At 72.4% G+C, this 12,707-nt stretch carries 12 protein-coding genes; 4 read left to right on the top strand and 8 right to left on the bottom strand.

Features of this window, described 5'->3' with window-relative positions:
• Positions 1-64: 64 nt before the first annotated feature.
• From DPM19_RS03165 to DPM19_RS03135, 7 genes are all read right to left on the bottom strand, one after another.
• Complete coding sequence (locus DPM19_RS03165; protein ID WP_111863218.1) at positions 65-1,963, bottom strand: helix-turn-helix domain-containing protein; 1,899 nt, start codon at positions 1,961-1,963, stop codon at positions 65-67.
• Between the two features lie 50 nt (positions 1,964-2,013).
• Positions 2,014-2,793 carry a 3-hydroxybutyrate dehydrogenase gene (locus DPM19_RS03160; protein WP_111863372.1) on the bottom strand — a complete coding sequence of 260 codons (780 nt, stop codon included), beginning with the start codon at positions 2,791-2,793 and terminating at the stop codon, positions 2,014-2,016.
• A gap of 5 nt (positions 2,794-2,798) precedes the next feature.
• On the bottom strand, positions 2,799-3,779 hold the full coding sequence (locus DPM19_RS03155) for a branched-chain amino acid ABC transporter permease (protein ID WP_199484803.1): 981 nt from the start codon (positions 3,777-3,779) through the stop codon (positions 2,799-2,801).
• Positions 3,776-4,639 carry a branched-chain amino acid ABC transporter permease gene (locus tag DPM19_RS03150; RefSeq protein ID WP_111863217.1) on the bottom strand — a complete coding sequence of 288 codons (864 nt, stop codon included), beginning with the start codon at positions 4,637-4,639 and terminating at the stop codon, positions 3,776-3,778. Before DPM19_RS03150 ends, DPM19_RS03155 begins: the two co-directional genes overlap by 4 nt.
• A 58-nt stretch (positions 4,640-4,697) precedes the next feature.
• Complete coding sequence (locus tag DPM19_RS03145) at positions 4,698-5,936, bottom strand: ABC transporter substrate-binding protein (protein ID WP_111863216.1); 1,239 nt, start codon at positions 5,934-5,936, stop codon at positions 4,698-4,700.
• An 80-nt stretch (positions 5,937-6,016) separates the two neighbouring features.
• Positions 6,017-6,727: an ABC transporter ATP-binding protein gene (locus DPM19_RS03140; RefSeq protein ID WP_199484802.1), complete on the bottom strand. Its 711-nt coding sequence runs from the start codon at positions 6,725-6,727 to the stop codon at positions 6,017-6,019.
• Positions 6,714-7,472, bottom strand: a complete 759-nt coding sequence (locus tag DPM19_RS03135) for an ABC transporter ATP-binding protein (protein ID WP_111863215.1) — start codon at positions 7,470-7,472, stop codon at positions 6,714-6,716. The genes DPM19_RS03140 and DPM19_RS03135 overlap by 14 nt, the downstream gene beginning before the upstream one ends.
• Positions 7,473-7,745: 273 nt before the next feature.
• Here DPM19_RS03135 and DPM19_RS03130 point away from each other — a divergent pair, with 273 nt between their 5' ends.
• From DPM19_RS03130 to DPM19_RS03115, 4 genes are all read left to right on the top strand, one after another.
• Complete coding sequence (locus tag DPM19_RS03130; protein ID WP_111863214.1) at positions 7,746-8,507, top strand: CoA transferase subunit A; 762 nt, start codon at positions 7,746-7,748, stop codon at positions 8,505-8,507.
• Positions 8,507-9,148: a 3-oxoacid CoA-transferase subunit B gene (locus tag DPM19_RS03125; protein WP_111863213.1), complete on the top strand. Its 642-nt coding sequence runs from the start codon at positions 8,507-8,509 to the stop codon at positions 9,146-9,148. The genes DPM19_RS03130 and DPM19_RS03125 overlap by 1 nt, the downstream gene beginning before the upstream one ends.
• A 201-nt stretch (positions 9,149-9,349) precedes the next feature.
• Complete coding sequence (locus DPM19_RS03120; RefSeq protein WP_199484801.1) at positions 9,350-10,723, top strand: tannase/feruloyl esterase family alpha/beta hydrolase; 1,374 nt, start codon at positions 9,350-9,352, stop codon at positions 10,721-10,723.
• A gap of 229 nt (positions 10,724-10,952) precedes the next feature.
• Positions 10,953-12,200, top strand: coding sequence for a cytochrome P450 (locus tag DPM19_RS03115; RefSeq protein ID WP_199484800.1), 1,248 nt, complete (start codon positions 10,953-10,955; stop codon positions 12,198-12,200).
• Here the strand turns inward: DPM19_RS03115 and DPM19_RS03110 are convergent.
• Positions 12,185-12,529 carry an ArsR/SmtB family transcription factor gene (locus DPM19_RS03110; RefSeq protein WP_111863211.1) on the bottom strand — a complete coding sequence of 115 codons (345 nt, stop codon included), beginning with the start codon at positions 12,527-12,529 and terminating at the stop codon, positions 12,185-12,187. The two genes, DPM19_RS03115 and DPM19_RS03110, sit on opposite strands and share 16 nt — an antisense overlap.
• Between the last annotated feature and the right edge of the window lie 178 nt (positions 12,530-12,707).

The following is a 12,707-nucleotide window of genomic DNA, read 5'->3' as shown; positions in this document are numbered from 1 at the left end:
AGGGTCGAGAACAGTCGATCGAGCAGTGCGAAGGCCGGACCGAAACCTCCGCCGGCCGGGGTCCTCAGCCCAGGTCGCCGACCTGGAGCCGGTGCAGGCGCAGGGCGAGCTGGATCTCCAGCGCCCGCTCGGGGTCCTGCCAGTCGTCGCCGAGCAGCCGGCCGATCCGGTCCAGCCGCTGGGTGACGGTGTTGACGTGGATGTGCAGGACCTCGGCGGTGCGGGCGAGGCTGCCGCCGCTGCCGAAGTAGGCCTCCATGGTCCGCACCAGCGCGGTGCCGCGGCGCCTGTCGTAGGCCAGGACGTCGCCGAGGACCGAACCGAGGAAACCCGCGACGTCGCGGTCCTGGCCGATGAGCAGCCCGACGAAGCCGAGCTCGGCGGCGCTGACGCCGGCGCCGGCGCGGCCGAGCGCGAGGAGGGTGTCGGCGCAGCGCTGCGCCTCGCGGTGGGCGGCGGCGATCCCGGCGAGGCCGCGGACCGGGCCGCCCGCGCCCGCCGTGACCGGGATGCCCAGCAGGGCGCCGAGCTCGTGGGCGACGCGCTGGGCCTGCGGCCCGGGGTCGGTGCCGGGCAGCAGCAGGATCGTCTCGTCGCCGCGGGCCGCGGCCAGGCCGTGCCGGGCGGCGGCCTGGGAGGTCGCCCAGAAGGCGGCCCGCTGCCGGCGGCCGGGCTCCCCCGGGGCGTGCCGGGCCGTGATGAGGACGTGCGGCGCGTCCAGGTCCACTCCCAGCAGGGAGGCCCGGCCGCGCAGCGAGTCGGGATGGGCGACCCGCCCGGAGAGCAGGTCGTCGAGGAGTTCGCCGCGGACGCGTTCCTCGGCCTCGGCCGCGGTCCGGCGGAACAGCAGCAGCAGCGCGGTGACCAGCGCCGCGCGTTCCAGGATGCGCTGTTCGGTGGCGGTGACCTCGGCGGCGGCCCGCAGCACGAGGGTGCCCAGGGGTTCGGCGCCGGTGGCCATCGACGCCACCCACACCTCGCCGCGCCGGACGGCGCGGCCCAGCGCGCGGGAGGCGGTCGCGGCCTCGGCGACCTGGACGTCGTCCAGTTCGCCGAGGGTGCCGACGGCGGCGAGCCGTCGGCCGTCGGCGTCGAGCACCACCAGCCCGCCGCCGAGCACGTCGGTGACCACGGCGGCGACGTCCTCCACTCCCCCGCCGCGCACCACCAGGCCGAGCATCCGGTCGTGCGCCTGGCCGGCCCGCTCCACCGAGGCGCTGCGGTCCTGGATCAGCTCGTTGGCGGCGCTGAGCTCCTCCAGCGCGGCGCGGGTCTCCTCCAGCAGCCGGGCGTTGTCGATGGCCACCGCCGCGTGCGCGGCCAGCGAGCCGAGCAGCGCCACCTCCTCCTGGGTGAAGGGGCGGGCGCTGCGGTTGGCGGCGAACAGCACCCCGATCACCCGGGTGCCCAGCCGCACCGGGACGCCGAGGATGGCGACCAGCGCCTCCTCCTTGACCGCGGCGTCGATCTCCTCCTGGTGCCGGAACCGGTCGTCGGCGAAGTAGTCGGGGCTGCTGTAGGGGGTGCCGGTCTGGGCGACCAGGCCGCCGAGCCCGGCGCCCATCGGCAGCCGCAGGTCGCGGAAGGCCGCCGACACCGAGCCGTCGGTGACGCCCATGTAGGTGTCGCCCCGCTCGGGGTCGTGCAGGGTGATGTAGGCGATGTCGGCGTTCAGCAGCCGGCGGGCCCGCCGGACGATGGCCTCCAGGACCGCGCCGACCTCGCGCAGCCCGGCCAGGTCGCCGGCGGTCTCGAAGAGCGCCGACAGCTCGGCCTCGCGGCGGGCCCGGTGCTCCAGCAGCGCCCGGACCCGCAGCGCGGACAGCTTGGCCTCCTCCAGCCGCGCGATCGTCTCCGGCGGGGCTCCGGCGGCGCGGGCGTCGACCACCGGCGCCTCGAACTCGATCGCGGACGCCTCCCTGGCCAGCAGTTCGAGGAAGACGGCGCTCTTCTCCTGGTCCATGATCCCCCTTAGCCGTTCTACCCGGCCCCGGACGCCCCGCCGGTGCCGTGTCAGTACGCGGTCCAGCCGCCGTCGATGGTGAACGACGCCCCGGTGATCATCGCTGCCTGCGGGGTGCACAGGTAGGCGACCATCTCGGCGACGTCCTCGGGCTCGATCAGCTGCTTGATCGCGGCCCGGGCCAGCATCACCTGCCCCACGACCTCCTCGGGGGGCAGGTCGTGCGCGGCGGCCTGGTGCGCGATCTGGTCCTCCACCAGCGGGGTCCGGACGTAGGCCGGGTTCACGCAGTTGGAGGTGATGCCGGACGCCGCGCCCTCCAGCGCGATCACCTTGGAGAGTCCTTCCAGCGCGTGCTTGGCGGTGACGTAGGCGGCCTTGTACGGCGAGGCGCGCAGGCCGTGCACCGAGGAGACGTTGACGACGCGCCCCCAGCCGCGCTCGCTCATGCCGGGCATGGCGCGCCGCACCAGGCGGAACGGGGCCTCCACCATGACCCGCATGATCTTGGCGAAGGTCTCCGGCGGGAAGTCCCCGAGGGGCGCCACGTGCTGGAAGCCGGCGTTGTTGACCACGATGTCGACGTCGCAGTCCAGCCCGTCGACCACCGCCATGTCAGACAGGTCCGCGGCCACCGCCACGCCGCCGATCTCGTCGGCGACCGCGCGCGCCGCCTCGTCGTGGACGTCCACGATGACGACCCGCGCGCCCGCGTCGGCGAGCCGCCGGGCGCAGGCCCGGCCGATGCCGCTGGCCCCGCCGGTCACCAGGGCCCGCCGGCCGGCCAGGTCCGGGGCGGTGGCCCGGCCGGTCACGCTCGTTGACAGCACGGCGGTCACTCCTCGGCGGTGCGGAGTCGGGTGGTCGTTCGCCGCCGGGCGGCCACGCGGGCCTGCACCAGGTCGCGGGCGGTGCCCCAGACCCCGCGGCGGAACACCAGAACGATGATCACGAAGATGGAGCCGGTGACGATGCCGATCTCCTGGAATCCGGCCGTGGCCAGGTAGTCGTTGAGCAGGACGATCAGGGCCGCCCCGATCGTGCCGCCCCACAGGGTGCCGATCCCGCCGAGGACGACCATCATCACGGCCTGTCCCGAGGTGGTCCAGTACACATCGTGCAGGGACGCGAACCCGTGGCTGATCGCGAACACCCCGCCGGCCAGCCCCGACAGCGCGGCCGAGAGCACGAAGGCCAGCAGCTTGTAGCGCTCCACCGGGTAGCCGAGTGCCTGGGCGCGGGCGGGGTTGTCGCGGATGGAGACCAGCACCCGGCCGAAGGGGGAGCGCACGATCCGCCACGCGACCAGCATCCCGAGCAGGATCAGCGGCAGGCCCACGTAGTAGAAGATGAACGGGTCGGACAGGTCCATGCCGAACAGCTCGCGCGGCACGCCCTGCAGGCCGTTCTCGCCCCCGGTGAGGTCCCGCCACTGGTTGACCACGAAGTAGACCATCTGCGCGAAGGCGAGGGTGACCATCGCGAAGTAGATGCCGTTCAGCCGGACCGAGAGCAGGCCGATCGGCACCGCGAGCACCGCGGCGAACGCCGCGCCGCCGAGCACCGCCAGCGGGAACGGCAGCCCGGAGTGCAGCGCGATGAGGCCGCTCACGTAGGCCGAGCTCCCCCAGAAGGCGGCGTGCCCGAACGACAGCAGCCCGGTGAAGCCGAGCAGCAGGTCCACCGCGATCGCGAACAGCGCCCAGCAGACGATGTCCATCGCCACCGGCGGGTAGACCAGCCAGGGCAGTGCCAGGACCGCGACCAGGCCGAGGGCCAGCAGCAGCGGCCGGGCGGCCAGCCGGGACAAGATCACGTCAGTGCCTCCTCGCGTCCGAACAGGCCGGCCGGGCGCCACAGCAGCACGGCGGCCATCAGGATGAAGACCAGGGTCTGGGAGATCGTGGGCAGGTAGAGGTTGCCCAGGGCGGTGATCAGCCCGATCCCGAAAGCCGCCGTCACCGAGCCGAAGATCGACCCCAGCCCGCCGATCACCACGACGGCGAACACGATGATGATCAGGTCGCCGCCCATCAGCGGGTTGACCGCCCGCATGGGCGCGGCGAGCACCCCGGCCAGCCCGGCCAGGGCAATGCCGAAGCCGAACACCGGGGTGACCCAGCGGGCCACGTCGATGCCGAGCGCCCGGGTGAGCTCGGGCCGTTCCGTCGCCGCCCGGACGATCATGCCGACCCGGGTGCGGGTCAGCACCACCCAGGCGCCCGCGCAGACCAGCACGGCGACGACCAGCACGAACACCTGGTAGGCGGGGTAGGTGAACAGCCCGAGGTTGAGCGAGCCGCTGAGCTCGCTGGGCCGCGGGTACGGCTGGGACTGCACCCCGTACTGCCGCCGGACCAGGTCCTGCAGGATGAGCGAGATGCCGAAGGTGAGCAGGAAGTTGTAGAGCGGGTCGAGCTGGACGAGCCGCCGGATGAGCAACCGCTCCAGCAGCACCCCTAGCAGGCCGAGCACGAGCGGTACCGCGATCAGGGCGACCCAGAAGTTCACCCCGAACGAGCTCAGCAGGATGTACGCCCCGAAGGCGCCGAGCATGTAGAACGCGCCGTGGGCGAAGTTGACCACGCCCAGCATGCCGAAGATGACGGCCAGGCCGAGGGCGAGCAGAGCGTAGAAGGCGCCGCCCACCAGGCCGTTGAAAGCCTGCTGGAGCACGTGACCTCCAAAGGGATCGGGTGAGCGGGGGGCGTGCGCCCCCCGCTCGCGGGCGGGCTCAGAGCTTGCAGGCGGGGGAAGCCGGCTGGAACGCCTTGTCCGCCGGGATGGTGCTGAGGATCTTCTCGTAGTCCCAGGGCTCCTTGACCTCGCTGGACGGCTTCACCTGGGCCAGCGACACGTCGTGCAGCAGCAGGTGGTCCTCGGCGCGGATCGAGGCGTTGCGGGCGAAGACGTCCTGGAACTTGTGGCCCTCAAGCTGCTTGACCACGTCGTCGGAGCCGTCGGTCCCGCCCCGCTGCACCGCCTCCAGGTACTGCGTGGCGGCCGAGTAGTTGGCGGCGTGCGCGAAGCTGGGCCGCTTGCCGGTCTTGGCCTGGAACTTGTCGGCCCAGGCGCGGTTCTGCTGGTCGGCGTTCCAGTACCAGGGCTCGGTGAACTTGGTGCCGGCCAGCGCGTCCGGGCCGAGGGAGTGGATGTCGGTGATGAACATCAGGCCCACCGCCAGCCCGATGCCCTTGTCGCGCAGCTTGTACTCGTTGTACTGCTTCACCAGGTTGACCAGGTCACCGCCGGCCTGCATGGCACCGATCACCTGCGGCTTGGGGTTGAGGGTCGGGGCCTTGAGCAGGAACGTGGAGAAGTTGTCGTTGGGGTAGGGGGTCGGGTCGGCCTTGACGATCGTGCCCCCGGCGCCCTTCACCGCGGCGGTGAAGCTCTTCTGCATGTCCTGCCCGAACGCGTAGTCCGGGTAGACGATGTACCAGTTCTTGGCGCCGTCCTTGGTGACCGTGTCACCGGTGCCGTACGCCAGCATGTAGGTGTTGTAGCCGTAGTGGAACGTGTACTTGTTGCACTGGGCGCCCTCCAGCTCGGTGGTGGCGGCGCCGATGTCCATGAAGAGCTTCTTCTTGGTCTTGGCCTGGTTGGCGACGGCCAGCGCGGCGGCCGAGGACGGCACGTCCAGGATGATGTCGGCCCGCTGCCGGTCGTACAGCTCCTGCGCCTTGGAGTTGGCGATGTCCGGCTTGTTCTGGTGGTCGGCGGACAGGACCTCGACGGTCTTGGCGACCGCCTTGTCGCCGTACTTGGCCTTGTAGTCGGCGACCGCCATCTTGACGGCCTCCACGCTGCCCTTGCCGGACAGGTCGGCGTAGATCGCCGACTGGTCGTTGAGGACGGCCAGCACGACCTTGCCGTCGCTGATCTTGCCACCGCCGCCGGCGGGGCCACCGCCACAGCCGGCGGCGAGGATCGCGGCCGCGGTCATCGCGGCGACGCTGCCCAGAGCTTTCATACTTACTCCTGTCGGGTGTCGAAACGGGACTCGGGGGTGGGACACGGGCGAGCCCCCTCTCGCCCCCCTGAAACGCGGGGTCAGATTCCGAGGTGTTCGAGCAGGTCGCGCTCCCGGGCGCGCAGCTCGTCGTTGGCCAGCGACTCGACGATCCGGCCCTCGGCCAGCAGGTAGTGCCGGTCGGCCACGGACTGGGCGAAGTGCACGTTCTGCTCGATGAGCAGCACCGTCACGCCCTGGTCCTTGACCTCGCGCAGGATCGAGCCGATCTGCTGGACGATCAGCGGGGACAGCCCCTCGGTGGGCTCGTCGCACAGCAGCAGGCGCGCGCCCATCCGCAGCACCCGGGCCATGGCCAGCATCTGCTGCTCGCCGCCCGACAGCTTGGTGCCGGGCGACCTGCGCCGCTCCTTCAGCCGGGGGAACGTCTCGTACACCCGGTCCAGCGACCAGGGGTCCGGGCCGACCCGGGGCGGCAGCAGCAGGTTCTCCTCGACGGTGAGGCCGGCGTAGATGCCCCGGTCGTCGGGGACGTAGCCGAGCCCGGTGCGGACCCGCCGGTGGGTGGGCAGCGCGGTCAGGTCCCGGCCGAGGAACTCGACCGTCCCGGCGCTGCGCTCCTGCAGCCCCATCACGCAGCGCAGCAGGGTGGTCTTGCCGGCGCCGTTGCGGCCGATCAGGGTGACGATCTCGCCCTCGCCGATCTCCAGCGCGGCGTCGCGCAGCACCTGCGCCTCGCCGTACCAGGCCGACAGGCCGGCCACCCGCAGCACGGTGTCACTGCTCGGCATGGGCGTCTCCCAGGTAGGCGCTGATGACCCGCTCGTCGTGGCGGATCTCCTCGTACGGGCCCTCGACCAGGACCCGGCCGCTCTGCAGGACGGTCACCCTGTCGGCCAGGGCCGAGACGACGCTCATGTTGTGCTCCACCATCACCACCGTGCGGCCGGCGCGGACCCGCTCGATGAGGGACATGGTCCGGTCGATGTCCTCCACGCCCATCCCGGCGGTCGGCTCGTCCAGCAGCAGGACCCGGGGGTCCAGGGCCAGCGCGAGGGCCAGTTCCAGCGCCCGCTTGCGGCCGTAGGCCAGGGAGCCGGCCGGGACGTCGGCGTGCCCGGCCAGCCCCACCTGGTCCAGCAGTTCCAGCGCGCGCTCGGAGTAGGCGCCGAGCGCCTTGTCCGAGCGCCAGAACCGCCAGGTGATCCCGCTGCCGCCGGCCAGCGCCAGCTCCAGGTGCTCGCGCGGGGTGAGCTGCGCGAACAGGCTGGTGATCTGGAACGACCGGGCCATGCCCAGCCGGGCGACCCGCTCGGGGCTCTTGCCGGTGAGGTCCCGCTCGCCCAGCGTGATCCGGCCGGCGCTCGGCTTGAGGAAGCCGGTGAACAGGTGGAAGAGCGTGGTCTTGCCGGCGCCGTTCGGGCCGACCAGCGCGTGCACCGAGCCTTCCGTCACGTCCAGGTCCACGCCGTCGACGGCGCGGAAGCCCCGGAAGTCCTTGGTCAGGCCCTGGGCCCGCAGAATGGGACCGGTCAAGGGGCCTCCCTCCTCGTCGGATCGCTGTTTCGGGCGTTTCGCCGGTCTGCGGCGAGTTCGTTGTGACGGGGAACACTAGGCGAACCGAAAAACGTGATCCATGTGGACCTCAACCACATTCATGCGCCGCAAAAGGTGGTCCGGCCACACTTCACCCGCGCCGGCCTGCCGGGCACATCGCGACAGGTCCCGCTGTGTGGCCCGGACACGTAGGAGCGGCCCGTTTCCGGCCCCTACCGTGCTGCCGTCCCTGCGGACGACGAGGAAGGTGACATGGACAAGGTGGTGGCCGACGCTGCGACGGCCGTGGCCGACATCCCCGACGGGGCCTCGGTCGCCGTCGGAGGTTTCGGGCTGTGCGGCGTCCCCATGGAGTTGATCGAAGCGCTGCGCGAGCGCGGGACGACCGGCCTGCGGGTGGTGTCCAACAACTGCGGCGTGGACGACTGGGGCCTGGGCGTGCTGCTGGCCGAGGGCCGGATCGTCCGGATGACCAGCTCGTACGTGGGCGAGAACAAGGAGTTCGCCCGGCGGTACCTGGGCGGCGAACTGGAGGTGGAACTGGTGCCGCAGGGCACGCTGGCCGAGCGGCTGCGGGCCGGCGGCTGCGGCATCCCCGCCTTCTACACCCCGGCGGGGGTGGGCACCCAGATCGCCGAGGGCGGCCTGCCCTGGCGGTACGCCGCGGACGGCACCGTGGCGACGGCCTCGCCGCCCCGGGAGGTCCGCGCGTTCGGCGGGCGCGAGTACGTGCTGGAGGAGGCGATCACCACCGACGTGGCGCTGGTCCGCGCCGACCGGGGCGACCGGCACGGCAACCTGTGCTTCCGCTCCTCGGCCCGCAACTTCAACCCGCTGGTCGCGATGGCCGGGCGGACCACGATCGCCGAGGTCGACGAGGTGGTGGACGCGCTCGACCCCGACGAGGTGCACCTGCCCGGGATCTTCGTGGACCGGGTGGTCGCCGGCGGGCGGTCCGGCAAGCGCATCGAGCGGACGACGACCCGTCCCCGGCCCGGGACGGAGGCCGCCTGATGGCGCTGACCCGTGCCCAGATGGCGGCGCGCGCGGCCCGCGAACTGCGCCCCGGCTCCTACGTCAACCTCGGCATCGGGCTGCCCACGCTGGTGCCGAACTTCCTGCCGCCGGGCTCGGACGTCGTGCTGCACAGCGAGAACGGCATCCTGGGCGTCGGCCCCTACCCCCATCCGGGCGAGGAGGACCCCGACCTGATCAATGCGGGGAAGGAGACGGTGACCGCCCTGCCCGGCGCGTCGTTCTTCGACTCCGCGCTGTCGTTCGGCCTGATCCGCGGCGGCCGGCTGGACGCCGCAATCCTGGGCGGGATGCAGGTCTCGGCGAGCGGCGACCTGGCCAACTGGACCGTCCCCGGAAAGATGATCAAGGGCATGGGCGGGGCGATGGACCTGGTGCACGGCGCCCGCCGCGTCATCGTGCTGATGGAGCACCTGACCAGGGACGGGTCGCCCAAAATCCTGCCGCGCTGCACGCTGCCGCTGACCGGCCGCGGCGTGGTGGACCGGATCATCACCGACCTCGCCGTCATCGACGTCACCCCGGCGGGCCTGGCGCTGCGCGAGGTCGCCCCCGGAGTGGACGTCGAGGAGGTCCGGGCGGCCACCGCCGCTCCCCTGCTCGTCCAGCGGTCGGCCTGAGCCCACCACAGCGGGCCGGCGGGCACGGGCGCCCGCCGGCCCCCCCGTCATGCGCTCCGCCGGGAAACGGAAGTGACCGCCACATGGTCCCGGCGAACATGCCGGGCCGGCGGAAAGTGGCGATCGCGGACGTGGCCCGGCGCACACACCCTCCGCATGATTGCGGGATTCCCCGAACCCCCACCCCGGCGAGGAGCCCGAATGCCCCCCTTGCGTCCTCTGCTGCACGCCGCGACGGCGGTCGCCGCCGGCGCCGCCCTGCTCGGGCCGGCCGCACCCGCGCATGCCGCGGGCGCCGACTGCGGTTCCCGTCCGGTCAAGGTGCCCGGCGCGGAGAAGCAGATCTCCGCCTGCCTGGACGACCTGACCACCGCGGGCACCGTCGCCTCCGGGCACACCGTCCAGGCCGACTGGGCGGGCCTCCAGGCGACCGGCACCACGAACCCCTCGGGCGTGCCCGGCCTCCAGATCGACGGCTACTTCCCCGACACCTCGGCCACCAACGCCAACCATGGCTGGAACCACGACAGCCAGTTCGTGATCCGGCTGCCGAAGAAGTGGAACGGCGGGCTGGTCGTCGCCGGGACGCCCGGCAACCGGCGCCAGTACGCCAACGACTTCGCGATCTCCGACTGGGCGCTGGCCAAGGGTTACGCCTACGCCGCCACCGACAAGGGGAACACCGGCCTCCAGTTCTACCGGGACGGCACCAGGCCCGGGGACGCCATCGCCGAGTGGAACCACCGCGTCACCCAGCTCACCCTGGCCGCCAAGGCCGTCGTCGCCCGGCGCTACGGCCGCCCGGCCGCGCGCACCTACGCGGCCGGGATCTCCAACGCCGGCTACCTGGTGCGCTGGCAGTTGGAGAACCGCCCCGAGCTGTACACCGGCGGCGTCGACTGGGAGGGCACGCTGTGGCGGGCGGACGGCCCCAACCTGTTGACCTTCCTGCCGCCCGTGCTGCGCAACTACCCCGCCTACAAGGCGACGGGGGACCCCGCCGCGCACGCCGCGATCACGGCCGCCGGCATCCCGGCCGGGTCGGAGGCGCTGTGGCCCTTCCACGACCAGGTGTACTGGGACCTCACCCAGCGGATCTACCGTGAGGAACTCGACCCCGGTTTCGACGGCGACCTGGAGGCGGGCGTCCCGTACTGCGCCTCCGGCACCCCGCGGTGCGACGCCGACTACGACTACGCCGCGCGCCCCGCGGCCGTGCACGACGCGGTGCGGAAGATCTCGCTGACCGGCCGGATCGGGCGCCCGATGATCACCTTGCAGGGCACCCTCGACGCGCTGCTGCCGATCAGCAGGACGGGCGACGCCTACACCGCCCTGGTGAACGGCCAGGGACGCGACCGGCTGCACCGCTACTACCGGCTCGCCGGCGGTACCCACACCGACGGGCTGTACGACGCCAACCCGGATCTGGTCCGCCCGATCCTGCCGTGCTTCCGCACTGCCTTCACCGCGCTGGAGGGCTGGACCACGGCGGGCCGCACGCCCCCGCCGGACGCCACCCTGCCCAAGCCCGCGGGGGTGGACCTCCGCGAGACCTGCTCGCTGACGGGCTGACCGGCCCCGCCCCTGTCCCGGCCGGGACAGGGGCGGAGTCCATCCGTGCCCGGCCTGCCCTACCCGCCGGTCCGGCCGGCATGCGGGATGCCGGGCTCGGCCCGCAGCCGCCCGATCGCCTCGGCCGTCCACCGGCGGGCCGCATCGTCCATCCCGGCAATCTCGCCGGAGGGCGAGCCGGCCGATCCGGCATAGTGGAGGGGCCACCCCCGCCCCGAGGGAGACCGCTGTGACCGTGACCGTGCACGAGGCGGGCCGGGCGCTCGCCGACCCCACCGCGTACGCCGACGAGCACCGCCTGCACGAGTCGCTGGCCCTGCTGCGGCGCGAGGCACCGGTGCACTGGGTGGAGGCTCCGGGCTACAACCCCTTCTGGGCGGTCACCCGGCACGCCGACGTCATGGCCGTCGAGCGCGACCACGGGCTGTTCCGCAACGAGCCGCGGCCGCTGCTGGCCACCGCCCAGTTCGACGCCATCAACCGGCAGCGGGCCGAGGAGGGGACGGGCCTGCGCACCCTGGTCCACATGGACGACCCCGACCACCGGGTCGTCCGGGCGATCGGCGCCGACTGGTTCCGGCCCAAGGCCATGCGGGCGCTCCGCCCGCGGGTGCGGGAGCTCGCCCGCCGCTATGTCGACCGGATGGCCGAGCTGGACGGCGAGTGCGACTTCGCGGCCGACATCGCCGTGCACTTCCCGCTGTACGTGATCCTGTCGCTGCTCGGGCTGCCCGAGTCGGACTTCCCACGGATGCTCAAGCTCACCCAGGAGCTGTTCGGCGGCGCCGACGAGGAATTGCGGCGCGGCGTGAGCCCCGAGGAGCAGCTCGCCGCGCTGCTGGACTTCTTCGCCTACTTCCAGCGGCTCACCGCGGCCCGCCGGGCGGAGCCGACCGAGGACCTGGCCTCCGCCATCGCCAACGCCCGCGTCGACGGCGAGCCGCTGAGCGACCTGGACGCCGCCTCCTACTACGTGATCATCGCGACCGCGGGCCACGACACCACCAGCTCCACCATCTCCGGCGGCCTGCACGCGCTGATCGAGCACCCGGACCAGCTCGCCCGGCTCCGCAACGACCTCGGCCTGATGCCGTTCGCCGCCGACGAGATGATCCGGTGGGTCACCCCGGTCAAGGAGTTCATGCGCACCGCCGAGGCCGACACCGAGGTCGGCGGGGTGCCGGTGCGCGCGGGCGAGTCCGTGCTGCTGTCCTACCCCTCGGCCAACCGGGACGAGGGGGTCTTCGACGACCCGTTCCGCTTCGACGTCGGCCGTGACCCCAACCGGCATCTCGCCTTCGGGTTCGGCGTGCACTACTGCCTGGGGGCGGCGCTGGCCCGGATGGAGATCCAGGAGTTCTTCGCCGAGTTGCTGCCCCGGCTGCGCTCCGTCGAGCTCGCCGGGGAGCCGGAGCTGACCGCCACCACCTTCGTCGGCGGCCTCAAGCACCTGCCGATCCGCTACACGCTGGCCTGATCGGCCTGCTCCGCCTCCCGGACGGCCGCGGCGACGACGCTGTCGAGCAGGCCGGGGAAGAGTGCGTCGAGGTCGGCGCGGCGCAGGGAGTTCATCTTCGCGGTGCCGCGGTAGACCTGGTTGATCACGCCGGCCTCGCGCAGCACCCGGTAGTGGTGCGTGGTGGTGGACTTGCTCACCACGAGGTCGATCTCCGAGCACGCGACCTCCCGGTCCACGCAGGACAGGAAGCGCACCACCTCCAGGCGCATGGGGTCGGCGAGCGCGTGCAGCACGGCCTCCAGCCGGATCTCCTCGACCTCCGGATGTTCCAGAACCCTGCCGGTCATGGGGATCTCCTCCTCGCCCTCGACCCCAATCGTACGACGCTCGTCGTAGTACGACCATCATCGTAGTTTGACAACCATCGTAGTACGATGCTTATCGTATAAGGAGTCGCCCGACGAACCTGAGAGGGGCCCACCGTGCTGTTCGAACCCATCACCCTGCGGTCGCTGACGATTCCCA

It is taken from the genome of Actinomadura craniellae, from assembly GCF_003289645.1.
GTDB classification, from domain to species: Bacteria; Actinomycetota; Actinomycetes; order Streptosporangiales; family Streptosporangiaceae; genus Actinomadura_D; species Actinomadura_D craniellae.
The sequence above is the reverse complement of the archived record's forward strand: the minus strand, read 5'-3'. Positions and strand labels throughout refer to the sequence as shown.